Annotated in this window: 19 protein-coding genes and 1 tRNA gene; 3 read left to right on the top strand and 17 right to left on the bottom strand. The window is 51.2% G+C overall.

What is annotated here, in order from left to right; all coding sequences use genetic code 11:
- Nucleotides 1-189 precede the first annotated feature (189 nt).
- Nucleotides 190-474: a YfcZ/YiiS family protein gene (locus AM379_RS01150; RefSeq protein ID WP_014171053.1), complete on the bottom strand. Its 285-nt coding sequence runs from the start codon at nt 472-474 to the stop codon at nt 190-192.
- A 372-nt stretch (nt 475-846) separates the two neighbouring features.
- Between AM379_RS01150 and fadL the strand changes: the two genes are divergently transcribed.
- The gene (gene fadL / locus AM379_RS01160) at nt 847-2,175 is read left to right on the top strand and encodes a long-chain fatty acid transporter FadL (RefSeq protein WP_020883109.1); all 1,329 of its coding nucleotides are present in this window, start codon (nt 847-849) and stop codon (nt 2,173-2,175) included.
- A 63-nt stretch (nt 2,176-2,238) separates the two neighbouring features.
- Here fadL and mlaA read toward each other — a convergent pair whose 3' ends face one another.
- The gene (mlaA, locus tag AM379_RS01165; RefSeq protein ID WP_020883108.1) at nt 2,239-2,991 is read right to left on the bottom strand and encodes a phospholipid-binding lipoprotein MlaA; all 753 of its coding nucleotides are present in this window, start codon (nt 2,989-2,991) and stop codon (nt 2,239-2,241) included.
- A gap of 315 nt (nt 2,992-3,306) precedes the next feature.
- Between mlaA and AM379_RS01170 the strand changes: the two genes are divergently transcribed.
- Both AM379_RS01170 and AM379_RS01175 read left to right on the top strand, forming a co-directional pair.
- Nucleotides 3,307-4,236: a formate/nitrite transporter family protein gene (locus AM379_RS01170; protein ID WP_020883107.1), complete on the top strand. Its 930-nt coding sequence runs from the start codon at nt 3,307-3,309 to the stop codon at nt 4,234-4,236.
- Nucleotides 4,237-4,311: 75 nt separating this feature from the next.
- Nucleotides 4,312-4,386: transfer RNA gene (locus AM379_RS01175), tRNA-Arg, on the top strand.
- Between the two features lie 308 nt (nt 4,387-4,694).
- Here AM379_RS01175 and AM379_RS01180 read toward each other — a convergent pair.
- The 15 genes from AM379_RS01180 to AM379_RS01255 all read right to left on the bottom strand — a co-directional run bounded on the left by AM379_RS01180 (nt 4,695) and on the right by AM379_RS01255 (nt 26,016).
- Nucleotides 4,695-6,086 (bottom strand): VasL domain-containing protein, encoded by a 1,392-nt coding sequence (locus AM379_RS01180; RefSeq protein ID WP_032678624.1) that lies wholly within the window; start codon nt 6,084-6,086, stop codon nt 4,695-4,697.
- A gap of 107 nt (nt 6,087-6,193) precedes the next feature.
- Nucleotides 6,194-6,646: a type VI secretion system baseplate subunit TssE gene (gene tssE, locus AM379_RS01185; protein WP_032678625.1), complete on the bottom strand. Its 453-nt coding sequence runs from the start codon at nt 6,644-6,646 to the stop codon at nt 6,194-6,196.
- Nucleotides 6,639-7,175, bottom strand: coding sequence for a type VI secretion system lipoprotein TssJ (gene tssJ / locus AM379_RS01190; RefSeq protein ID WP_181006732.1), 537 nt, complete (start codon nt 7,173-7,175; stop codon nt 6,639-6,641). Before tssJ ends, tssE begins: the two co-directional genes overlap by 8 nt.
- Nucleotides 7,156-8,259, bottom strand: a complete 1,104-nt coding sequence (gene tssG / locus AM379_RS01195; protein WP_032678627.1) for a type VI secretion system baseplate subunit TssG — start codon at nt 8,257-8,259, stop codon at nt 7,156-7,158. Before tssG ends, tssJ begins: the two co-directional genes overlap by 20 nt.
- Nucleotides 8,214-9,977 (bottom strand): type VI secretion system baseplate subunit TssF, encoded by a 1,764-nt coding sequence (gene tssF / locus AM379_RS01200; protein ID WP_032678628.1) that lies wholly within the window; start codon nt 9,975-9,977, stop codon nt 8,214-8,216. Before tssF ends, tssG begins: the two co-directional genes overlap by 46 nt.
- 19 nt (nt 9,978-9,996) lie before the next feature.
- Nucleotides 9,997-11,592: a type VI secretion system protein TssA gene (gene tssA / locus AM379_RS01205; RefSeq protein ID WP_032678629.1), complete on the bottom strand. Its 1,596-nt coding sequence runs from the start codon at nt 11,590-11,592 to the stop codon at nt 9,997-9,999.
- A complete protein-coding gene (locus AM379_RS01210; RefSeq protein WP_106503371.1) occupies nt 11,592-15,011 on the bottom strand; it encodes an ImcF-related family protein in 3,420 nt (1,139 codons plus the stop codon). The genes tssA and AM379_RS01210 overlap by 1 nt, the downstream gene beginning before the upstream one ends.
- An 11-nt stretch (nt 15,012-15,022) precedes the next feature.
- Nucleotides 15,023-16,213: a hypothetical protein gene (locus AM379_RS01215; protein WP_106503372.1), complete on the bottom strand. Its 1,191-nt coding sequence runs from the start codon at nt 16,211-16,213 to the stop codon at nt 15,023-15,025.
- Nucleotides 16,214-16,215: 2 nt separating this feature from the next.
- Entirely contained in the window at nt 16,216-16,473 is a 258-nt protein-coding gene (locus tag AM379_RS01220; RefSeq protein WP_072031452.1) for a PAAR domain-containing protein, read from the bottom strand.
- Nucleotides 16,474-16,616: 143 nt separating this feature from the next.
- Entirely contained in the window at nt 16,617-16,946 is a 330-nt protein-coding gene (locus AM379_RS01225) for a hypothetical protein (RefSeq protein WP_032678632.1), read from the bottom strand.
- 1,031 nt (nt 16,947-17,977) lie between these two features.
- Entirely contained in the window at nt 17,978-18,967 is a 990-nt protein-coding gene (locus AM379_RS01235; protein ID WP_106503373.1) for a formylglycine-generating enzyme family protein, read from the bottom strand.
- 14 nt (nt 18,968-18,981) lie between these two features.
- A complete protein-coding gene (locus tag AM379_RS01240) occupies nt 18,982-19,968 on the bottom strand; it encodes a formylglycine-generating enzyme family protein (RefSeq protein WP_032678634.1) in 987 nt (328 codons plus the stop codon).
- A gap of 10 nt (nt 19,969-19,978) precedes the next feature.
- On the bottom strand, nt 19,979-22,306 hold the full coding sequence (locus tag AM379_RS01245; RefSeq protein ID WP_032678635.1) for a hypothetical protein: 2,328 nt from the start codon (nt 22,304-22,306) through the stop codon (nt 19,979-19,981).
- Nucleotides 22,307-22,322: 16 nt separating this feature from the next.
- Complete coding sequence (locus tag AM379_RS01250) at nt 22,323-24,833, bottom strand: type VI secretion system Vgr family protein (protein WP_106503374.1); 2,511 nt, start codon at nt 24,831-24,833, stop codon at nt 22,323-22,325.
- Nucleotides 24,834-25,383: 550 nt separating this feature from the next.
- Entirely contained in the window at nt 25,384-26,016 is a 633-nt protein-coding gene (locus tag AM379_RS01255; protein ID WP_106504341.1) for a hypothetical protein, read from the bottom strand.
- Nucleotide 26,017: the final 1 nt, after the last annotated feature.

The raw sequence follows: 26,017 nt of genomic DNA on the forward strand, positions 1-26,017 counted from the left end.
TAACAGTCTTAACCATTTTTTTACATTCAGCCAATCAGGGAAACGAAAAAGTGCGAGCTAAGGCACAGAGAAGAAAAAGAAAATGCCTCTGCGAAAATGAAAGCAAAACGGTAACCCGAAGGTTACCGTTTTAGTGTGCACCCTCTACTGTGAGAGAGGGGCCAGGATGAGGGCATTACGCCGTTGAGGTTAGCGCAGACCCAACTGGAAAATCAGCGTTTCCGCCTCGCAGGCGAACACAAAGTCGATATCCAGCTTCACACCGCCGTCCACGTCAGTAAAGGTGGATTTGATTTCACACGGATCGGATTCGACCTCACGTGCACGTTTGCTCAGCGCGGCCAGGGTTTCTTCCGCTTCGGCGCGGTTGCTGAATACACGGCTGTAAGAGGCGGTGCAATCGGAGTTGTCCATGATGGTACCAACATCCATACAGCAGCAAACCGGGGTTTCATCAGCACTGCATTTACTCATAGCTCAATTTCCTCTGTATTCGCGCAAGGCGCGAGATAAACACGATGCTGCTATTTTACGCCCCGGGGCTGGCTCTCTCCAGCCGTTAATGGCGCAAAAGCGGATAAGTGACCAATATCACACTAAAAAATGATCTAGAACAAAAATCACCCTTTCAGACGATTCGCAATGGTCACAATTTTGCCAACCAGATCTCGTTTCAAGAAACATGTTTGAAAATATTAATAAACAAACTTGCAACATTCTGGCTGGTCAGACCTATACTCTCGCCACTGGTCTGATTTGTATGTCATACCTCAGACCCTACACTTCGCGCTCCTGTTACGGTATGTAACAATTATTGAATAAAAATAACTCAATGAGGTTATGGTCATGAGCCAGAAAACCCTGTTCAAAAAGACTGCGCTGGCAGTCGCAGTGGCAATCGTCTCTACGTCCGCCTGGTCCGCGGGCTTTCAGTTAAACGAATTTTCTTCCTCTGGCCTTGGCCGTGCGTATTCCGGGGAAGGCGCAATTGCTGATGATGCGGGCAACGCGAGTCGTAACCCTGCACTGATCATGATGTTCGATCGTCCGACCTTCTCTGCTGGTGCAATCTTTGTTGATCCGGGTGTTGATATCTCGGGCCGCTCGCCAACAGGCGCCAGCCTGAAGGCAGACAACATCGCGCCAACAGCCTGGGTGCCAAACCTCCACTTCGTTGCGCCAATTAATGACCAGTTCGGCTGGGGCGCTTCCGTGACGTCTAACTACGGTCTGGCTACCGAGTTTAATAATAACTACGCCGCAGGGGCGTATGGCGGTAAAACCGACCTTGAAACCCTGAACCTGAACCTGAGTGGTGCTTACCGTCTGGACAACCACTGGAGCTTCGGCGTCGGCTTTGATGCGGTTTATGCTAAAGCGAAGATCGAGCGCTACGCGGGTGACCTGGGTAAAGTCGTTGCTGGCTCAGGCGCTCTGCCGCCGATTCCGGGTCTGGCACAGCAGGTTGCAGGTATTCCGGCAGATACCCAGATTGCTTACCTTAAGGGTGACGAATGGGGCTTCGGCTGGAACGCCGGTATCCTTTATGAAATCGATAAAAATAACCGCTACGGTTTAACCTACCGTTCCGAAGTGAAAATTGACTTCGATGGCGATTATAAGAGCAGCCTGCCTTCAGCCTACAATCAGATTCTGGGTAGCTTCGGCCTGCCAATGGGCACCGACGGCCGTACCACTGGCGGTTCTCTGAGCCTGCACTTGCCAGAAATGTGGGAACTGTCGGGTTATAACAAAGTGGCGCCGCAGTGGGCGGTTCACTATAGCCTGACCTACACCAGCTGGAGTCAGTTCCAGGAGCTGAAAGCGACCAACAGCAATGGTGACACGCTCTTCTATAAAGATGAAAGCTTCCGTGATGCCTACCGTATCGCGCTGGGTACCACCTACTATATGGATGACAACTGGACATTCCGTACCGGTATTGCCTTCGATGATAGTCCGGTACCGGCTGACAAGCGTTCCATCTCCATTCCGGACCAGGACCGCTTCTGGCTGAGCGCAGGTGCAACCTATGCCTTCAATAAAGATGCTTCTATCGATGCGGGCATCTCTTACATGCACGGTCAAAAAGTTAACTTTAAGGAGGGGCCGTATGAGTTCTCTTCTGAAGGTAAAGCCTGGCTGTATGGCATGAACTTCAACTACGCGTTCTAATCGCGCAGGGATTAAAAAAGGTGAGCATGGCTCACCTTTTTTCTTTATTCCGGGTCGATATCTCTATTCCGAGTCGATATCTTTTAATTCGTTCTCGATTGCTTTCGCGTTCGGATTCTCTTCCGGCTTCAGCTTGCCGCCATTGGCAATAAAGTCGTGATTCTGGAAGTAAGCTTCGCGGACCATAATATACGGGTCAGAAGACTGACGTAGCAGACCGTCCGAATCAAGCAGTTGCGCACGCGTCTCGATCCCTTCCACCGTCCATTTTCCTACCGACAGCGGCCAGGTCAGCCACGACAGAACCGGATACAGCGTATCCACCATGTCGCCGCCGTCATCACGTACGGTGAAACTGCCGTAGAATGGCAGATGAACATACGGACCATAACCCACGCCATAATGCCCCATCGTACTGCCGAAACGGTGCGGCTGCTCACGCTGAAGTTTCGGGTTCGCCATACCGGCAACATCGATGAATCCCCCCATCCCCAGCAATGAGTTCAGGAAGAAGCGGGTAAAGTGCACCATACCCTGATACGGATCGCCCTGCAGGAAGTAGTTCACCATCACCGCAGGTTCTTCCAGGTTACTGGTGAAGTTACTCAACCCGTTACGCGCAGGTTGTGGAACATAATCACGCCATGCAACTGCCACCGGGCGAACCACATACGGGTCCAGCACGTTGTAGTTGAAGCTGTACATTGAGCGGTTAAATCCTTCGAGAGGATCGGAGCGTCCCGTTTGCTCTCCAGAGCTGGCGCAGCCCACAAGCATCGTCGCGCCCAGCGCAAGCGCCGACAGCCGAAGTTTCATAAATATCTCCCTGTTCAGTATGGCTATCGTTGATTGCCATCCGTAACGGAGCATGGGTTGCTCCGCCTGTAAACGTGCAAGTGATTGTAACAGCACGTTTACCGATGTCTACGAGCACAATTACGGGCAGTAACCACCGTCACTCTGATCTCAGCATAGCCTGGCTTTTAGAATTCGTTTCGCTGGCAATTTTATAATGTCTTTTAATGAGATGTATCGCCTTTGTTGCCATTGCCGCCAATTTAAGAGCATCCCCACGGGCATTTCATTAAAAGCCGCTACGCTTTATAGAAAGATCATCGTGTTGGAGTGGCTATGAAAGAAGTGGGCGAAGAAAAAATTGGCGAGAGTAATGAGGAAATTGAAATTGAAAGCGAGGAAAAAGAGCGCGGTGAGGAGATAGAAATCAATGAAGATCGCCTTCCTTCCCGTGCGATGGCGATCCATGAACATATCCGACAGGATGGCGAAAAAGAGATGGAGCGTGATGCCATGGCTCTGTTTTGGTCGGCCATCGCGGCAGGCTTGTCGATGGGCGCCTCACTCCTCGCCAAGGGCATATTTCATGTGCAACTGGAAGGGGTACCCGGTGGATTTTTACTTGAAAATCTCGGCTACACCTTTGGCTTTGTGATTGTCATTATGGCGCGCCAGCAGCTGTTTACTGAAAACACCGTTACTGCCGTTCTCCCGGTGATGCAAAACCCTACCCTCGGTAATTTCGGTTTACTGATGCGTTTATGGAGCGTGGTGCTGCTGGGGAATATCATCGGTACAGGCGTGGCGGCATGGGCATTTGAATATATGCCGATATTCGATGAGCCCACCCGGGATGCCTTCGTGAAAATCGGTATGGACGTAATGAAAAACACGCCGTTCGAAATGTTCTCGAATGCCATCATCTCCGGCTGGATAATCGCGACCATGGTGTGGATGTTTCCTTCCGCGGGCAGTGCCAAAATTGTCGTGATCATATTAATGACCTGGTTGATAGCGCTGGCTGACACCACGCACATCGTGGTCGGAACTGTTGAAATCCTCTATCTGGTCTTTAATGGTACGCTTCACTGGAGCGATTTTTTCTGGCCGTTCGCCCTGCCGACGCTGGCAGGCAATATCTGCGGCGGAACGTTTATCTTCGCACTGTTAAGCCATGCGCAAATCCGTAACGACATGTCTAATAAGCGCAAGGCCGAACAGAAAGCGCGGGAAAACGATGATAAATCTGCAAAAAAATCGACCTGAATGGTGACTCTTTGAGCAGTCAGGCGGCGATGAGCTTAACGCAAAGTGTAAATGAGGCTATACTCGTGCCGCCTTGTCCCCTTAGTTAAATGGATATAACGAGCCCCTCCTAAGGGCTAGTTGCAGGTTCGATTCCTGCAGGGGACACCATGTACCCCCTCTCCTGATGTCTACCAGACTCAAGAAAACTCCCTTATAAACAGTGATACACTCTCTCCTCTTGCTACCCGATCTCAACCGACTTCGCGCTTTTTCAATCGCTCTTTTGATCCTGATGGTTACAGCTGTGCCTACTCAGGGATAGTCCGCTTTAAGAATATCAAGTTGCTCATCGCGTCAGATACGACCACTTTGCACTCCAGACGTCTCCACCATCACCCCTACCGCATCTGAAGTCCGCTCTGGTCACTCACCCATCTCGGTAACAGACTGAATTTCATAAAATTTTTAGCACCATTTTACTCTGGTGAATTCCGTTTTATTTCAGCGTATCGGGCTGCCAGTTGTTTCAGATGCATCTCCAGCTGAGACCTCGCAGCTGCAGGTAAAGGTACACCAGGAGGATTTTCGGACAAGATACGCAGTTGCTCTTCAGCCGGAATGGACTGGTTAAAAGACTGCCGGACGGAAAATACAACGGACTTCAGTTCACTGACCGTCATGTATTTGCCTTTCTGCTCATCAAGCCCGTTCAGCCGGTCACTCAATTTTTGTAGCGTTGACATTCCCTTATACCAGCCATTGAGCTGTTCTACCGGTAATGCGGCAGCATTAAGGTGTTGCTGCCACTGTTGTATCAGGGGTTTTGCTTGCTCCGGCCACAGCACCTGAGCCTGTTCTGTAAGTTTTCGGCTGTAAGTAATACTCCAGTCAGGAGGCAATTTATCCAGTCGGGCAAGCTGCTGCTGTGTTTGTTCTATCATTGTTTGTGATGACGGAGATTGTTGACGCAACATATCCAGTTTTTCAGGCGCGAGAGGTGCAGGTAACGGAGCCAGTGAGGCAGCAAGCTGAGTCTGTAGCGGGTCTGGCCGGTGAAGAAATTGCCAGCTCCACACTGCGCTCGTACTTATTATCAGCATGGTACACATTCCGGCAGCGAAGGATTTCCACTTTTTTACCTGAGTGGGCATTGCCGTCAGTACTTCCACATTTGGGTGGTGTTCTGGCTGTGCAACGAATACCCACTTCACTGGGCTGTCTGGCGCTGGGGTCTCTTCAGAGAGACTACCGGTATGAGAGCCTGTTGATATTACTGCACCATTCTTTACGGTGGCAGGCAGGACAATCCCAGACTGAATATTCGACCCGGTACCGGTTGTATCGTTGCTGTTTTCCAGCCGGACAGCGCTGTTGTGCATCAGGGAACGCAACGTATCGAGCTGGCTCAGATGCTTAAGCTCCAGACGTTGAAGTACCTCCCCCAGACTGCCAAGCAGTTGCTCAGCCCGATACAGTTGTCTGAGATCGCTGTAATTGAGCGGGAGCGAGCGCATCCGCTGCTGAAGACGCTGGTTCAGACTGCTGAGGATTTCCATGCGGGCATGTACCGGCTGCGGCCACAGTGTCCCCCACTGATGGCTTATCAGCGCATCCAGTATCGCCAGGCCTTCATTGAGGCCGAATAAGCCGGCCAGCTGCGTCCGTGCCAGCGTGTACCAGGCCGCCGTCTGTAACTCCACACCGTTTTGCTCAAACAGTGAAAGGCAGAGTTTTTCGACATAATGCCAGTTCACATCCGGACGAGCCGGATGTGTCAGCTTACTCAGTTCATCACGCAGGGTGGCATAATCCGCTAGCGTGCGCGGATCGCCACCGGTTTTTAGTTTACGTGGAGTGATGTCATGCATGACCAGTTGTCCATTTGACATATAAGGAGGAGCTATAGAAGGTTATTGTTTCTGCAATATCAGCCAGACTTTTACTGACAGATGGAGCCTGCGCGGGCTGTCTGATCTTACAGGCGGGTCGTCGTGTCGAGATAATGCTGTTGCTTAAGATGTCGCAGGAGAACCCGCCCTTCTGGCATAAACTCGGTGCCATAGCGCACCAGACCAACACCTTTGAGTTCGGCATCAATGGCATAGCGCATTTCGCCCGGGACGTCCTGCTCCAGCAGGACAACCGTTATTTTTTTCAGACGAGGCTCATATTTGAGCAAAACAGCCGACAGGGTGCCCATCAGCTCATGGGCAGTGCCCGGCATGCCCTGCAGAATTTTTGCCATATCCGGCAAACCATAGTCCGGCAGATGCGCCAGCGTGCCCGCACGGCTGCTGAGAATACGCTGCATGTTGTCGAGTACGGACAGAATGACCTGGTTCTGCTCACTGACCTGATGCAGGTCGAGGCTGCCGGTAAAGTTGCCGTAGAGCGTTTCATACAACGAAGGACGGGCTGACTCACTCATCTTTCAGCGCCTGCAGGGTCAGCCGGTTATTGTCCGCTTCAATCACCCGGGCCTTATCCGGATCAAGGTCATCGCGGCTCAGTACCACGCGCCAGGTATTGTTCACCTGATCCGGTGACATAAACATCCCGGCTACTGCCACATACTGAGCGTCTTCCTCCATTGGCATATCGACCGTCACCGCGCCGCCCGGCTGCAGGCGGATATCCTTTTCGGCCACCTGGTCAGCCCTGATAGCCTGACTGTCGGTTTTAAACAGTGACGGGTAGTCCATGCTGTCGAAGGTCTTTCGATCTTTCAACTGATAAATTCTGACAACAGTGGACAATGCCACTCCGCCGGCATTGCTGTTCACGCCTTCGCGGGCGCGTATATCCAGATGCAGGGTTTTTACCTGCTTATAAAAAATCGACCTGGTCACAGCAACGGTGCCGTCTGTCACTTTTTGAGTCAGCCCACAGCCCGCGAGTATCATTGTGATACCAGCGACCAGCGCAGCCAGAGGAAATTTACCAGCGGTAATCGCCATCTTCATCGGTCTCCCTGCGGTGAATATTTTCTTGTACCCGCTCATAGCGGCCAAGATTGATGGTTATGGTTTTGGGGTGCGCGGCGATGTTCGCCGCATTCAGCGGTCGCATAACGGCAGTGCGGCCCAACTGTACTGCGCCAGCTTTAGGGTGAATACTCATCGTCGCGTCCGGCAACAGGCTACGGTCGACACACAGCTGCAGGCGGACATCAAGCCGTGACCCAAGATACACGTGCAGCAGCGCCATCAGGTCCGTGTGAAGCTCCCCACCCGGTAACCAGCCCTGCACTTCATCCGGGTCGGTTGTGACCAGACGCATCAGTACCTGGCTGTTCACCTCGGTGGCATAGTTGCCCATCACCGGACGATTTGTCAGGGTGACAGGCTGGCTAACGCTCATGGTCAGGGGCTTCTTCAGCGGCACACGGCGTTTATCATGGTGCCAGATTTTCGCCTGCGTGTTGGGTGCCAGCAGACGCACCAGCGAGGTCATACCTTCCCCAGTCCGCCCCGGCAATAGCATGACCGGCAGCAGCGCCAGAAAGCGTGAGGCCGGCGTCGCTATGCTGTCTGTGCATCCATCAATTCCTAGGCCGGCAAGCCCCAGAAGGTACTGCGAGGTTTTGTCTTTCCCCCCTTCCTCAAAGGTTGCCGGATACGAATATTTCCGCCAGATGCGGTAGTACTGGGCAATCAGTCGGTGGTTAAAGATATCGAGGAAATCCGCAGTGGCTTCATACCCTTCCCGCCGCTGGGTGATGTCATCAATGTAGTGTGTCGGCAGCGGAGACTCCACGCCGTAGAGCCCCATAAAGGTAATACGCACCGTTGGTGGAAGATGCGAATGCTCAGACTGTTCAATCCCTTTGATTTCAGATGCCGGGAAGCCCATGCCCGGATGGGGCCGGAAGCGTACCGGTTCATGACGTACCTGCCAGGTGCTGCCCGTAACCGGTTTGTCAGGCTGGCTCTGTTCCAGTAACTGGCAGAAGCGGTAAAAGTTAATATATGGCAGCCGATCGCCCAGCCGCTTTATCAGCCTGGCAGGCGCGGACTGTGATTCTCTTTCCACCGGATGCATTTTCCTTCTGGCTGAACGATGAGGGTGAGCTGGTTGAACTGATTCATATCGGCATACAACGAAAAGAACCGGTTAAGCATTTCACCAAACAGGTGAATATCGCCCTCACCGGTGAAGCCGTTGCTGTCGAGGGTCACTTCGATATCCAGCCCCCGCAACAGGTAGCCCTGCTCAAAACGTTGAAGGCGGTGGTGCTCAACATGCTGTATCGCTTCCAGACGCCGGGTGTTCAGCTCATCTTCCTGCCAGTTATAGAGCGCAAGCGTCCCGCGTAGCACTTCGGCGGTGCTCATCATGTTCAGGAACCCGGAGCCCAGGTGGCTCAATACCCTCCAGTGGAAACGGTCTTCCGCAGGCGGGTATACCGGCAGCGTGGGCTTACAGAGGTTGTGAACCGTCAGTTGCGTATCCACCACCTGCTCGCAGCGGTCCAGCAGCGTGCTCTGCAGTGCCCGGCGCGGTAACTGACCGTTGGTACCCGTGATTTGCAGCGAGACAGCTTCGCGCTCAAACAGGCGGTCATCTTCCCACTGGTGCCCGCCAAGGATAAGCCAGGTGTCATATAGCCCAGTGATGCCACGCTTTACACGGGTGTGGTAATACCGGGGCGGCGCATGACGGCGCATCATTCCACCCTTGTGGCGGAAGCTGCTGAACGGCACGTATTCGGCATCACGAGTCCTGTTTGAGCCGGTGACTGAATCGACGGCATAAATCTCGGTGTGTCCATCCTGCAGCCGTTTAGGGCGCAGCAGGTACTCACTTTCCAGCCCCGTAATGGTGAGCGGATCCGCCTCCAGCGTGAAAAGGTTAATCACTGGCACACAGTGCAGACGAACCGCGTCATCGGTGACCGGCAGGTCTGATGGCCACGGCGTACTGAACACGACCTCAATGTCGAAGTACTCTGCCCCGGCAGGTGGCGTGATACCGGCCAGACCATTGAGGTGGACAAACATAAACTTGTCGCGGAAAGTGAAGTACTCCAGCAGCAACTGGTAGCCACTGAAAGCGGCGTCACCTTTCGGCCACAGGCCGTCCTCTTCAGCAAACCCGCCCGGCGAGAAATAACCGTCAAGCCGGATACGATCAGTCTGCCCGGGCAGGCGCATGTACAGCGCCGCCTGCCGTTTGGTGAGCATCAGATGTAACTGGTTGCTGACGGGGGCATCCGCCCCGAGATACAGGCTCAGACGGCTGAGGTCAGCACTGGACCAGTCTGCCTGGCTGCTGCAGGCAAAGCGTATCCGCAACAGCGACCGACCGTCGGGTTCAGTTGTCATGGTAATGCCCGAAACACCCAGGGGATTAAGCCTCACATCCTGGGTGGTACGGTAACGACAGACGGTGTTCTTTGGCCCTACCGGACGGGAATATATCTCAAGACCCGCTGGCACCACTTCTGCCATTTTCATCGCATGCGGCGCAGGGGTAAATGCCACTACCGAGAGCGACGGAATAGTGCGTAGATAGTGTGGCCAGAGCATGCTGACCAGCCCTTCTGTCAGTTCCGGCAGATCGTCATCTATCTTTTCACGCAGGCGCCCCATCGAAAAAGCAAAGCCTTCGAACAGGCGTTCAACATACGGATCTGGTGTACCGGCCTTGTCGAGGTCCAGCATCGCGGCGCGAGCGGGGTGGGTTTGGGCAAATTCTTTCGCGGCCTCACGCAGGTAGCGCATTTCCGCGTCGTAATAACGCAGGGTCAAATCTTCCATTTATTCAATTCCTGTGGATTTAACCGCAAAGTACGGCGGCGCGGGCAGGATCGGCAGCGATCAGCCCGGCAAGTAACTGGTCCATTACGGGTATTAGTCGGGCCTTATCAGCCTCACTGCGACCGGCTTTCAGGCGCAGGAGTTTCAGATGGCGGGCGTGGACTTCAAACAGCAGTTCTGGCTCCCACTCAGTGAGAGTGACCTCGCCAGCGCGCACGCCCAGCTCAGCAAACAGATGCACCGCCAGTTCATTTTTTCCGTACTGCTCCGCGATACGCCCCATCAGCAGGCGCAACAGCCACTGCTGTCGGGCAGTGGTGACGCCAGGGCGGTTCTGTAGCCAGGCCAGCGCCATATCCGGGCCTTCATTGTCCGCCAGGGCCATCGCTTCCGGCTCCAGTGCCAAAATGTCATCGTTGCCGCCGGACATCCGTGCCAAAGCTGTGTCATTACCCCACCCGCCACTGGTATCCAGCACGCTTTGCTGGATCCAGTTCAGCGTCACTTCATCCGCAAACGGGGTACCGTCACTGAAGGCAAGCGTTTCGAGCCCGGATAACCGGGCCAGCAGTCCTTTCAGGTCAGCGGCAATGATGTCGGCCAGCGCCTCCTTGCCGGACTTCGTCAGCGCCTGATGGATATACCATTGCAGATCCAGCCACAGGTGATTGGCACCGCGGGAAAACGTGCTGTCTGCTGTTTCCAGCATCTCAGCCCAGTTCTGTTGCAAGTAGAGGCGTTTGAGCAGAGCTCGCTGGTCCGCTCTTGGTGGTTCGATGCGGGTACGACCCTGCGCATCCGGGGCAGGAATGGCCCGCAGGGTATCATGGCGCAGGCTTTTCATCAGATGGTGTGCTGACAGCCAGCCATCAGGCTGCTCTCGGAGGTATTCAGTGAGTGTGCGGGCCTGGGCCAGCAAATCCTGGCCTGAAGTGATTCGCCCGATTGACGGCACATCGCTGTGACTCACTGGAGGAGGGTTTTCTCCTGCGCTGGCATTCTGCGGTACCACGGCATCCACACCGCCGGCTTTCTGCAGACGATTCTCCAGCGCACCGTACAGCGCATTAAGTTCCGGCCGTGTTTCATCCGGCTCATTTTCAGTCAGCTGCGCTATCAGCAGCAACGCCCCGGTAGTACGCACAGCCTCTTCCCTGACTACTTCCGGGTACAGGAAAAGAGAGTCAGTCATGCGCGAACCCGCCAGCCACTCCAGCGCCGCCTTACGGCTGCGGTCACGCTGCGGGTGCAAATGTGTACCAAAGCGCTCCAGCATACCGGCCAGCAGTTCGAGTCCTTCTGCCAGCCCCTGTTCACCCTCGCGGTGCAGCTTTGCCCAGCAGTAGTAGGTGGCAACACGGATATCTTTGGCAGTCGTGGTCAGCAGTTTCTCTGCAAGCCGGCAGATGAGCTCAGTATCCGCACCGGAAAGTTTGTTAACCTCCTCGCGCATCTGCTGGAAATCATCGTCATAACCCGGGTCTTCGCCTACGGGGGATGATCCGGTCAGCGGCAGCAGCCAATTATCCCACTGCGCCACATGCTCACGGGTAGCGGCAAGCAGTGGTGCCTGCTCTGCCTGACAGGTACTGAGTAAGGCATTTAGCGTGCTCATCAGTACACCTCTCCGTCGTCACTGGACACGTCTGCCACCGGGTCTGACGATGCGACACCGGTGGTACTGAAGATGGTTTCCGGCAGACGGAAATTACGCAGCTTCAGCAGTGCCAGCGGGCCTTCTCCCGCTTCGGTACGCAGAGTGTAATTGAGCGAGCGACCATCCTGCGCTTTCCAGCTCAGGCTGTAGCTGCTGCCCACGCCCGGATAGGCTTTAACGCTGGCTTCATCGAGCAGACGGATTAGGCCCCAGTGCCCCGGTATATCCGCGTACTGACGGGTCCCGGCCTGAGTACTAATCCAGCTCAGGTTCGCGCCGGGGGCTTCCGTATCTGCAGGCCACGTGAAGCGCTTCCACACCGGCATTTGATTCACGTAGGTCAGTTTCTGGCTGTCAATAATCATGTCGGTCTGCATCACGCCATCAGCGGTGCCCGGACGAAGCTCAAAGTTCATGCCAGCATTGCCTTCCGTGAAGGCCACATCCGAGATGTGGCTCAGGGTGTTGATGGCATTGAGGAATGCTGGATTAAACACCAGCCCCTGCGAATTGATGCTGTCCGGTACCCAGTGGTTGCCCTCTTTATGCAGCACGCCCTTAAGACGGGTCTGCAGGAATTGGGCGATACGCCCGGAATCGGCATTCAGATATTTAGCCAGCAGCGGCAGAGAAACATCACTGCTGGAGTTATTAAACGGATAACGGCCCCCAAATGCACTGTTCCACTCCGCCACCACCGCCTGCTGCCATTGGGTATTGAGGCTGTCGGCCGCCGGGGTCAGCACCTGCTGCCAGGCCTGCTCCATCGGGTTTACAAACACCGTGCGACCGAAGCCACTCCATTCCTGACCCAGACCGGCGGCCATCAGGCTGCCGTAGTCACGGGTTTCGGTGAGGTCCACGGCTTTGCCCTGGAATACGGTCTGGGCAATGGTCTGGGTCATTGCCTGCGGGTCAGCGGCATTGGTCACCTGCTGCAGGCGCAGACGCACCTGCGTCACGCGGGTCAGGAAGGACTGCAGACTTTGCTCCTGTACACCTGAACGGTTCTTGTCCATCAGCGCCAGTACCGGGCCAAAGGTCGCATCCAGCGGACCATGAACGCCGGCACTCTGGTCAATGGCATCATTGTTATCACCGCCGAGCAGATTTTTGGCCGATTTCACCAGGGAATCCGAAATGGCTTCGCCCGTCTGCCCGGTACGCCCCTGCACATTCAGGGTGTTCATCAGCGCAACCAGAGGTGACTGACGCACATCGGCCATCAGGGTGAGCTGGTCAATTGAATCAGACAGCGTGGTGGCCCGGTTCCAGCGCAGGCTGTTCAGAAATGCCAGCCAGGCTCCGCCAAAGTCAGCAAAGTACCGCTCCGTCAGGCGCTTTTTCAGTGCTTCCGGGGAGGTTTCGTCCTGCGTTTTCGCCTGACGCCTGCCGTCAGTGAGCACCCAGTCGAGTTCGTCCCGGCGGGCCTTCACGACCTTCTCGATGGCAGGCTGCACCGCCTGCTCCCAGGCCTGGCGGATAAACATCCCCGGCACGACTTCATGAGTGCTGAACAGACGGGATGCATCGGTATCGCCGGTCATGTCTTCGAGGCGCATATCGACATACAGGTGTGCCACCCCGGAGAGCATCTTCTGGTACAGAGCCGATTCGCTGTTACGTACTCCCATCAGGCGAACCAGCAGGGAGCGGGCCTGGCTGACCATGTTTTCATCGGCACGGAGTTTCCACTCCGGGTGCGCGACCAGCTGCGCGCCCCAGAACGACAACAGAGACGGAGCCATCCCCAGCCAGACACCGTCTTTCACACCGTTACGCTTCGGCCAGTCGTTCAGCAAAGCAGAGCTGAACCAGGCAGCATCCATATGCTCCGGACGCGCCAGCATCAGGTAGAGTTTGAGCTGGTCATACGTGCTTTTTGCCATCTGTTCACGCAGCGGGCTACCCGGCGGCAACGCATTAAAGGCACTGACCTGCATCTGCAAATGGTCAGCAGCCGCATCCCGCAACAGCGGCAGAGCGCTGTCCTGATAACGTGGCCAGAGGGCTGCCAGCAGGGCGTTATTCTGGCTCAGCCCAGCCTGCTCGTACCACGGCACGCCGTGTTCAGACCGGTACTGCAGACGGGCCAGCGTTTTCTGTAGCTCAGACAGCGCGTGCAGACGCTGTTCCAGAGGCTGGTTTTGTCGTGCGGCAAGTGCAGCCTGGGCATTCGCACCGTCAATCTGGCTGCGGTTGGTCACGTACGCTGTCCCCATCCACGCCGCCCAGCCCACCATTGCCACGGTGACAGCAGATGCCAACAGCTTACGCCATGGAATGCCTGGCTTGCGCGGACGCAGTCCGGCAGGAAGAGTCCGGACTGACTCCGGCAGAACCTCCCAGCGATTATCCATGCCCCAGTGATGCGCCACTGCGCGCTCAGCCCCCGCAGAAGGCTGGCTGAACACCACACCGGCCAGCGGCAGCGGTCGGTACGGATTGAGCATCACCGACAGCGGTGTGGTCACGCTCTGTGGCTCACGAATGAGCTGGTCGGCAAGCGCCAGTAAGAAGTTATGTTTCACTTCACCGCAGGTCTGCTGCAGGCCCAGTGAGGTCAGTTCCGGCGCCAGGGAGGACAGTTGTTCTGCCAGCCCTTCGGTACGACAACCGGCAGGCAGCAGACAGCCGGCTGCCTGTACAACCCGTCCTTCCGGCTTACCGGCGCGCGGGTGCAGGGACCAGACATACAGCGGGATCTGCCAGCCAAGCGCTTCCATACGTGCGCTGATGGCGTGAGACAGGGAATCCATGGTGCTTTCTGACGGTACCGGCAGCGGCAGCTCCAGCCCAGGTGCTGACAGCTGGTCAAAGGCCGAGGTGACCCACACCATGCCATCCACCGGACGGCGGCGCAGTTTGCGCAGTGCGGTCAGCCAGGCACTGTCTGCTGGCGTGTTGAGGTCACCGCCCCACAGCAACAGTGTGCCACGGTCTTCCTGCCAGAGCTGGCTGGTGAGGCCGGGAGTGAGCTGTTCCACTTCGCTGGCAGTGCCGGTGATGATCAGAACACGGATTTTGCTGGCCCAGTTGCAGTTATAAATAGTGCGAAGAGACTGGTGGATTTCTTTAACTACATTAGAATGTAGGTTGTTATTATGTTCATATTCTGGCTGTTCTGGTTTCATCCCTCTCAGGAATTTAAATCTCTGAATAAAACTTTTAGAGACCAGCCCGTCCCATAACCGCACAAACAGCGAATCAAATAGCAAAATCCCAAGACAGACAGCGGTCACGATAAGCGATGCCATCATTTTTTGTTCTTGCCCGGCAAGGCGTACAAACGGATTGTTTAACCAAATTAATCCAGCACTCACGCTAATAATAATTGCAACAATGAGCCAGATGCTTATCCGTTTTTTCTTTATCATGCTGTTTTCCTTCAACACTCTTCCTGACGCACAATCGCCTGATGCGTGGTTTTATCGGTCATTATTACCCACTGCGGTTTACCAGATGTCATGGCGTATTCACAGGCACAGAGCAATGCAATATTTCCCAATGACGCTCCGGGGTTACCAAATAAATCATCTGGCATATAACCTTCGATCTGACCCGGAGAATAACCAAGCCTTTCTGACTGCTGAATTAACCGCGTCATAGCCCCTTTATCGACCCGCCATCGCCAGAGCGTATGTGCTTCTTCCGCAGACAGCTTTCCCCAACGCAACATATCTTCCAGGGTACTGACATCCTCCGTGGCGATGACGGGACGATGAATGACGACCTCAGGTTTAACATCATGTTGAACAAGCCACGCCGGAGAGGCCAACAACAGTGCCGATACCGATTCAGACTGATAATCCACAGGATCAACAAATAAATTTATTTCAACAGAAAGCATCAGCACCTTTTCATGCTGGTCAAGCAAAGCATCTAGCCACATAATGCCATCGCCTTCTTGCTCTACCACAATTGAATCCATGTGATATGTCGCCGGAAATATCGCCTGCCAAATCTGTGTGATTTGCATATTATCCAGAGACCCGTCGTGACGGAGACGAACAGACAATCTGTCTGCGGGTAGCACCGACAAATCCGGCTCCAGCATGCGAAGAAGCTGGGTGATATATCCGGTTAACCTTGTACTGTAGCCTTCCTTTAGGAAGTGCGAAGTGGAAGGCTCAAGTCGGGCCGTAGTGAAGGCCTGCTGAAAATGGGCAAAATAGGTTGATTGTAACTGACTACCATGATTTATGAGGGCGGAAGCAAGTTTATTACAGGCAATCGGAGTGATATACGCTTTCCCCAGTAGGCCTGCCGGACGCCGTCCTCTCTTCACTTGTATATCATGCTGCTCCTGATGAAGATGATTCCAGTAGTTCACGCGATCACGTTCATTTTCATAAACGCGTAGCCGAAAGGCATAACAGGCCAATCCAGTAGACAGCGGTATGACAAAAATGCAAAACCAGAACCATGCGGAATGCGTAGACATTTTCTCCGGCCATAAATAAAGCGCCAGTATTCCCCCCAGTACGGATATCAGCACAATAGTAATAAACCACCGGAATGCTGAAGGTGGTTCAGGAAGCGGTATTTTCTCTGGTATTTTTTTTAATTCAATGGGCATAGCTAACGCCTTCCGGCATTGGGGAGAGAGCAAATCAGTGAGCAACCACAACCGCAGAGATGTCCGTGAAGTGCAATCGGTTTACCATTGATTTTTGAACCCTCATCACCTTCCGCAATCGTCGTTATGCCGTGAGCGGAACATGATACTTTATCGCCAAAACAGGATACCTCTTTTCCCTGAAATTTAACGCTACTGCTGCCTTGCAAGACTTTCCCACCACTTGATATGGCATCACCAATTCGAATAACTCCTTGCATAATCCATCCTCGTCTACAACATTTATTTATTACCAAAAAGAATCGATTTTAATCATTAACAATGATGGTCGGAACTGAAATGAGAGTCACTACCTCCTGATGAGATAGTGATTCAATTTAAAATCAATCCGGATTGCCGCCAGTTACGCTTCGCTATTTTGTAGCATACTGTTTTTATTGGAAATATAAAAAATTAACAGGCATAACCCTCCAATAACCGTTCCGATATACCATGCAGGCAACAAGCAAATATCAAATGCAATTTGTATTTTTATGTTGTTTTTGATAACACCATAAAGACCTATCACAGACAATAATATAATAATAAAAGGAAGAAGTGTTGTGAGTGCGGTAAATGCCGCCACCTCGGGAACAAATGATGCCATCACACCACTGAGTAAAAATCCCAGCAAACCAAGAAAAACACCGATTACAGAACAAAAACCATTAATGATACGCGCTATTACATTCATAGAAAATCCTTTCCTTATATAAAAACATAAAAAATTGGAATTAACGATTTAACATTCATAAAACAGTTACTAAAAAATGCATACTCCTGTCATAATTGACTTCCATCTATTTTTTGGCTATGAACTACGAAGCAAACCGTTTTATCACCAGTCATTTCAGCATCTGGTTTACTGATGTATCTGGCGACCATTAAGCCTCCCCCCATAAATCTGCACCACGTATGACAATCGTATAATTTCCCTTCGTAAAATTTATGATTTCCCCGCCCCTTAGGGTTCTTTGGAAATAGGAGTGTTGGTATTAGTCAGGATCGAACTAATCATTCGTTCACTCCAAAAATTACCTGTCATATCGTAAATACCAGAGGGGATGAGTGGATGCCTATTACAGGCACGCTGTCATAGTTCCAGTAGTCAATTCTATCTATTTTTACACTATCATCGCGATCGAATACTCAGAAAGTATTAATAACGCGATTAATGCTATTTATCTCAAGCACACCATTATTGTCTCCACTAATAAATGTCTACCCCGACTACGGGCCGCATATGTCTTCTGGGCTTCGTCGAAACAATTCACGGTAGACCAATGAACTTGCCCAGCTGGGTACAATATTTATTCGCATCATTCCAATCCATATACGCAGGCGTATAAGGCAGATTATTTAATGCATTTATTCACTTTTGTATCAGTGCATTGTTGGTTTTTTTAGTGACCGATAATTAAGTTTTAAATAAAAATGGTATTGCTGATGGATGGTTTCAAATTTACTGATGAATTAGCGGGTGAGTGTTATATTATGCTGCTTACTATCCTTTTGGGTGTCGAGCTGAATCTTTTTCCGGGCTATATATTGCCCCGAAGCCCTCATCAACTACCTGGTGAATCAGGCTCTGTAATTCCGCGCTGTGCTGCTGGTTTTGCCCCGAGTCCAACGCGGGTTTTGTGAACGCATCATTATCGCAGGCGCTCAACAGTAGCGGAGTCAGTAGCAAAAAAGCCATTCGAGCTATCATAATAGACTCCCCCGTTACTTCACTGGCTGTGGACTGTTAACGACACAGCGAACCGTCGTTATAAAGGTAACTTTTGTATCCTGGCTGCGCTTAAAACGGGCGACCGTCAAGCCGTTAAAGGGACCTGAAGTTCCCGCACCACGCAGCACCTTCTGATATTTTTCTTCTGCATCGTAAATCCCCTCACGACGCTTAAATACCGGTTTTTCTGGTCCCTGGGGGTCAACAACCGGGGAATTCTTATAATAATCTGGATCATACCAGTCCTTTATCCAGTCATACCCATTACCTGCCATATCATAGAGCCCCAGTGGGTTGGGGGGATAACGATCCACTGGCATTGCTGTATCTATTTCAGTACTAAGCCCCATCTTCCGGGCAAACTCCTTACGATCCAGAGAGCCGGAAATATTAATCCCACGCTGGATCCCATCCATCTCCAGTACACCGCTATTGGTTCCAGCAATAATGAACTGCCCCCGGTTGCGAGCCGCATACTCCCACTGGGCCTCGGTTGGTAAGGCAAACGGCAGACCGCTCACCTTACCCAGCCAGGCACAATATTTCTCCGCATCGTACCAGTCCATATGCGCTGGCGTATCAGGCAGCTTATTTAACGCATCTGCCCACTCCTGAAGTAAGGGGTTATCCTCTTGTTTTAGCTGTAACCCATTCAGGTTCAGATAAAGCTGATATTCCTGATTGGTGGTTTTAAATTTGCTGATGGAATAGTTGCTCAGCGTCACCTTATGCAGTGGTTTACTGTCCTTTTGGGCGTCAAGTTGAATCTTTTCTGGGCCGTATTTTGCCCCGAAGTCGCCCATCAGAAAATTACCGCCTTCCACAAACGCCAGATTCGCTTTTACCTGGTGAATCAGGCTCTGTAATTCCGCACTGTGCTGCTGATTTTGCCCCGAGTCCAACGCAGGTTTTGTGGACGCATCATTATCGCAGGCGCTCAACAGTAGCGGAGTCAGTAGCAAAAAAGCCATTCGAGCTATCATAATAGACTCCCCCGTTACTTCACTGGCTGTGGACTGTTAACGACACAGCGAACCGTCGTTATAAAGGTAACTTTTGTATCCTGGCTGCGCTTAAAACGGGCGACCGTCAAGCCGTTAAAGGGACCTGAAGTTCCCGCACCACGCAGCACCTTCTGATATTTTTCTTCTGCATCGTAAATCCCCTCACGACGCTTAAATACCGGTTTTTCTGGTCCCTGGGGATCAACAACCGGGGAATTCTTATAATAATCTGGATCATACCAGTCCTTTATCCAGTCATACCCATTACCTGCCATATCATAGAGCCCCAGTGGGTTGGGGGGATAACGATCCACTGGCATTGCTGTATCTATTTCAGTACTAAGCCCCATCTTCCGGGCAAACTCCTTACGATCCAGTGAGCCAGAAATATTAATTCCACGCTGGATCCCATCCATCTCCAGTACACCGCTATTGGTTCCAGCAATAATGAACTGCCCCCGGTTGCGAGCCGCATACTCCCACTGGGCTTCGGTTGGTAAGGCAAACGGCAGACCGCTCACCTTACCCAGCCAGGCACAATATTTCTCCGCATCGTACCAGTCCATATGCGCTGGCGTATCAGGCAACTTATTTAACGCATCCATTCGCTTTTGCATTAATGGATTATTATTTTCTCTTAAATACAGTTTATTTAGTTTCAGGTAAAGCTGATATTCCTGATTGGTGGTTTTAAATTTACTGATGGAATAGTTGCTCAGCGTCACCTTATGCAGTGGTTTACTGTCCTTTTGGGCGTCGAGTTGAATCTTTTCTGGGCCGTATTTTGCTCCGAAGTCGCCCATCAGAAAATTACCGCCTTCCACAAACACCAGATTTGCTTTTACCTGACGAATCAGGCTCTGTAATTCCGCGCTGTGCTGCTGGTTCTGCCCGGAGCCCACAACTGGTTTTGTAGTTACATTATTATCGCAGGCGCCCAACATTAGCGGAGCTAATAGCCAAATTCCATATTTGTTCATAATTATCTCCTTAAGCCATTCGCGTCATCGTCGCTTCACTGGGACCAAACTCGCAGCGCTGCGGAAAGTGGGGATTCGGCGCACGGTTCAGGTTATACCAGCGAGTGTTATTCATCGCCAGCGCATAGCCCCAGGAGAGTTCCTGCCCGGTTTTCAGACGGAGGTAGATTTCTGATAGCTCCTGTGCCGCAAGTTCAGCGGCCCTACGTTTCATATCCTGGTCACGATTAAAGCCTTCCCGAAGAAATTCAAGTAACTGTTGTTCCTGCTCTTTTACCACCAATTGCTTATCGCCAATCTGCGCCAGATCAGAACCATCTTTACTACGATGGCACATCACCTTAACCCACTCACGCCGGGTCTGGATGCTACAGAGTACCTGAATAATTGCCTCTTTCCGTTCAGGATAGATATCCAACAGCAAGCTGCTGCGGTTTTCTGGATCGACATGATCCCACTTTCCATGGCGGGTCAACAGATAGAGTAAAATCCCCTTGGCCTCCGGGGTATAGGTTAATAGCCGCTCCGGTTTAGCAATAATATTTGCGGCTAACTGATTACGTTTTTTAGAAGCCTCAATATTTATTTTATTATCATCAATTAAATTTAACATGAAAATTTTAAATTCAACTGCAACGTCACCAGCGTCAGACATTAATTCATTATATACTTGATATATATCTTTTTTTAAATCAGCCAGTTGCATCACACATATTCGGGTAAAAGTTTTAAAAGCGTCCTCAAATACCAGGTCTAAAAAGCGATAGTCCAGGGCAAATAGCTGATAGGCCAGCCAGCTTCCAAACTCCAGCAAGGCTTTCCCCCCCACTTCACAAAGAAACGCCCCTTTTGCTCCGACTCCGCAGCACAAGCTGGCAGCAACCTTAAAGCAGAATTTACCATTAATAAAGGTACACAAGAATTTAGCTCCTGCACCAATCCCCGCCAGACCCCCAATGCTGGCACCAATAGCAGCAAAATCGGTAAATTCCCCTACCGTTTTGGTGATAGCCGTACTATCCGCAGATGGCGCAGGCGTGGGCTTTAGCCATTGAACGGCGCCCTTTAGCGAATACTCCGCACTCGCACCAGCAAAGGCATTAGCAGTAATTGAAGCCCCTTCATCTTCTTCTTTCATCTGCTGGTAAAACTGACTGCTGCGGCCTGACTGACGTTCCTGAAAGCGCGGTAGTCGTCCCCGTGGCTGACCAGTAACAATCTGTTGCTCGTTATCCTTTACCATGACCTGAAGTTGGGCCTCGACCTGGGCTGACGCACCAACAAAACCAATGAGCTGATTTTCAATATATATTCGCACCACCCCCATGTTAAAACTTGTCGGAGTCTGTGTAGCAGTGTTGCTGTCAGCCTCTTTTTCAGGCGTATATTTCAGCTCCCAGCCCAGTCGGTCAGGAATAAAAAATTCTGCACAACCAATACCTGATGCAACAGTTAAAGTCCCTTTTGCTTCACCCTTAATTTTGACGCTCCCTTCATTAGGGTTAAATTCTGCCTCGGCACCGATATTAGAAACAAAACGCATGAACTGAGCAGCCCCCGACACATCTACGCCATTATCAAAGGCATGACTCCCCGCCAGACTTTTATTCCAGCTATCCGCCCAGTCAAACAGTGTTTCATCCACATTATAGTCATTCAGATCGACGTAATCTTTAAGTTCAAGTTTTATCGTAGGCAATATCTCTTTGGTCAACTGCTCTTTCAGCTTTTTGGTATCAATCTTTCGGCGGCCGTGACCGTCAACAGTATAGATACTCTCTTTTCCGGTTGCTGTGTCCTTATTCTTCAGCGAGACAGTACGCCACTTCTTTTTAGCCCCGGCCTGAGAACGCCCGCCGGAACGTTCAGAATAATAGCTTTGGCGGGCATAAGCATAACGCCGCCCCAGTCGCTGATTACCTGGTTCCCTTCCGCGGGTATCGAGTAACGGGAGCAGTTCCACCACATCCTGATATCCCATATTACTTGTTTCTCCCTCTGCGAGTTTTTCCAACAACGCTTCCCGCTTTTTTTCCAGCGTAGTTTCTGCGGCAACAACCTCCGCAATGAGGGAGTCAATATCTATACCAGCTTGCTGTCTTTGCAGCCCATATTTCTCTACTGCGGAAGAATAAGCATGGTTTGCCTGATGAAATTCATCAACATGCCCCATCATCTCCAGACAGTGAGTTTCAAAATCGCCCGCATCCTGTGCAGGGACAACAATAATTTCTTCAGTTTCAGGACGGAAATAGAGCACGCCTGATTCATGACAGACTTGAGTAATGTTATTTTCAGATTTACTTAGCTGACATTCAGCATTCGCTTTAGTATCCATACTCTGGCCACCTTATTTATTCAAAAAATAGCTTAATATTCTGTGGGTCAATACCATAGTGTTTTTGCGTATAGCCATTTTCGTCAGTCCTGCCACAAACAATTTTGCCCTCAGGCGTTTCTATTCGATATGCCACCCAAGGTTTAGGTTTTTGAGTGACCTTGTCCACAACCTGAAACCCACCGCTTACAGGGAATTGATACTGCGGATCTTTTACTGTTGCAGGCTTCAGCGCCTGTTCAAGAGAGGCCCCACCACCCCACAGAATATTTGTACTTTTCAGATCGATTTTTCCGGGCGCTCCAATTTCCACAGATCCATCTTTGATTTTGATATAAGCACCGCCTTTACTGGTCAGGATAATTCCTTCTGCCGCATTCAATACAATTTCACCGTTAACACTATTAATGGCCATCTGCTGATCGGCCTGAAGTCTCATAGCATCAGACTGTGCCTGAATATCTACTTTGCCCCCTGCAGCAATGATCTTCATGCCCATTTTCTGGGCAAATAAGCTGATTGCTTCACCCGCCGCAACGGTCAGCCGTTTGAAAATCGTCATATCCGTATTTTCACCTGCGGTGGCCGTAAGGGTGTGGCCTGCGGTAAGTTGAATATTTTTAGGCGTAGTGACCCCAATCCCCGCGGGCGCAGACAATAATAATCCGGCTTCTTTAAGTTGATTCAGTGTCAGGGCAAGCTGCTGTTGCGAAGGGATATCCGCGTCCAGTGCCCCGGAAGTTCCGGCACTTTGTGCCAGAGCGGTGACCAGCTGTAGCGCACTCTGTAACTGGGCGACAGCCGCATTCATATCCAGCATTACACCCTGTGCTTTTGGTTGATTATCCGCCGTAATAAACACACCACCACCACCGCGAATGGAAACGTGTCGGTCAGTACGTAACTCAGCGCCTTCGCCACGAAGTTCGCGGGAAGCGTTAACGTTGTGCCCTAAATTAAGTTGGGTCTTACCTCCGTATTCTGTACTGAGCTTAACGTGCTCTTCGCCGCGCTTGTCCTCCATCCTCAGCTTGTTCAGGCCAGCTGTGCGGATAACGTTGCGCGTACTGTTGGCTTCAGTGACGTGGTCAACGTGGCGGGAGTCATGCATTGCGTGCGCTATATAAGGACGGTCCGGATCGCCTTCATGGAACGCAATGGCGACTTCAGTACCCTGTATCAGCGGGAAGTGGAAGCCGTATTTGTCACCGCCATAAGGTTTGGCAAAACGTACCGGCATACTTTCCATGCCCTGACGCTTGTCGTCGCGGTCAGCATCAAATTTCACGCGGTACATCCCCGATGCATCCTGCCAGGCGTAGATATCGTTCTCTTTGGCGCTGGTCACTCGTGCCATCAGGGTACCGCTGACCACCGGGCGCTTTTTCGCGGCAGGACGCCAGCAGCGGTTCTCGTAGTAAGGCATCGCTACCCATGCCACCTTCAGGGCATTCTTACGGCTGGCAGTGTAGCCAGTGCGAATAATAACAACACCGTTCTCCGTTTCGCGGGGCAGTGTTGGTGGGATAGCCATTTCGGTGATGGTCAGCACCTGCGCCGGCCCCAGGGTGTGGTCGGTGCTGCTGCCGGTTACCGTGGTCTGGGTGGACAGAAAGCGCTCATGCTCCAGGCGCGCCCAGAAGTTACCGGTTTCTGCCGCCGGCGTGATTTTATCGCCACGTTCAAGGTGACGTGGCCGGTAGTGATACACATCACCGTAAGTATTCCCCTCCCCGTCGCCGCGGGTCATGTCAGCCGGTACTGAAGTCAGGATGTTCTGGGCTTCAAGGTGGTTATAGTCACTGGCCGTGACAGAACGCTCCACCACGTTCTGCTGAACGTTAACGCCCCACACCGATTCGGCAGCATTATCATTCATCCCTGACGGGCTGCTGAGAGGTAGCGATTTGCCAAACGTCCAGGCGCTCTGCTTGTCAGCAAAGTGCACCACTTCAGTTTGCGTGTCCGGCTGCAGAGTGAAGAAGTAGAAAATTCCCACCTCGGCCAGCAGGCGTTCGATAAACTTCAGGTCACTTTCCTGGTACTGGTTTATCTGTTCCCGTTTTGGGTAAGTTTGTTTAAGCTTGAATTCATACTCCCACCCCTTCAAACCATGCTCGCCAAGAATTTGCTCTACCACTTCCGGCACTGATTTGTTGACGAAGAAACGGTGAGTACGAAACTGCTTGTCCAGTAAGGATATAAAAGGTTCCAGAATAATTTCATATGTAACCTGATCGCGTGAACCGGTCAGACGTCGGAAATTTGTCACTACACCATGAACAATTTTACCGACCATAGAATTAAATAGTTCCCCCACCCCCATGCTCAGCGTAACGGTTTTACTCAACATCATTTCAGCCGTAATGTCCGGATGTGAACTGGTAAAACGAATAGTATAATGATAAAGAGCACTCATTTGTTCTAAACCATCAAAATGTTCCACATCTAATGGATAAGGACAGGAAGGAATATCGAGTTTATAGCGATTAAGGATACCCTCTGTCATTTTAAATATATCTTCCATTTCTATAGCTCCTGTCCCGGGCCAGAATGATATTGAATAAAATCAAACTCCACTGTATGATGAATACTATCTATAATGCCCCCACTCAACATAAATATATTTCAGGGCGAGTTTATAAAGTCCATAGCTTATGAGAAAGACCACTACACCTTCCCCGACTGGAATAAAGCGGTAAGGATTGGCAGAAAAGAAGTAGCAGTATACAGAGTAAACTATACTGATAGTTCCTGGTGTCATCCCGATGCTGGCAATGATCCGTGAAACAATGATAAGTATGAAATCTTTTATGTTCATAACGTTCAATTTAAACCAGGTGCCTAATAAAACTAATAATGATCCTCCCATTTTTTATGAATTTTTGGGAATGCATATAGATAGATTACATATCCAACGCATGTAACAACAAAAGCCAGCCCTCCAAAGCAGAATTTGTTCTCTTGCTCTGATACAAAAAAGAACCAACAAGACATAATAAGTCCCACAAGGACTAAAGTTGCCCCAACAGCACAAACACCCTTAAAAATGACAAAAATAATAGTGCTTTTAAAATTCATAAGTCACCAAAAAAGTATTTACAAATCTCATTAAACTCTTCTGATTTGCATTCACCAATGGCGCATGCCATTTCAAATGGCTTTACTGTATCTTCAACAAGAAAATATAAAAGGCCCACATCCCCCATATCTTTTAATTTATAATAAATTTTAGGATTCCTGCCTCGTAAATATCGTGACGTATAAATAGCACGTGATGCTTCTGCACCAATCGAAAGTAATGATCCAATGACGGTCCCCGCAAACAGTGCCGTTGTTGCTCGATCCGAAATCACATATCCTAGCTGCACGCCGGTCAATTGTGAAAAAAGTGCTTTCCCCACACTACTGCCAGTAATTTGAAGACCGACAGCAGATATATCAACCCGGGAGATGAAATCATCGATAAATGGCTTGATAATGTTATAAACAGTTTCTTTATCAAAAGTGATAGTTTTGATCAGCCTTGCTAACCGAAATTTATCATCCTGATTCTCTCTGCGGTGTTCAGTGTCTATAAAATCATAGCCAAGATAGGCAAAGCTAACGGGTAAGGAAATAACGCCTTTAGCCACGGCGCCGACAAAACCGGATCCATCGATATTAATGGCCTCAAGCATATCTCTGGCAACCTCTTTTGCGCTTTCCATA

The sequence above is a fragment of the Enterobacter cloacae complex sp. FDA-CDC-AR_0132 genome (assembly GCF_003010695.1).
GTDB lineage: Bacteria > Pseudomonadota > Gammaproteobacteria > Enterobacterales > Enterobacteriaceae > Enterobacter > Enterobacter ludwigii.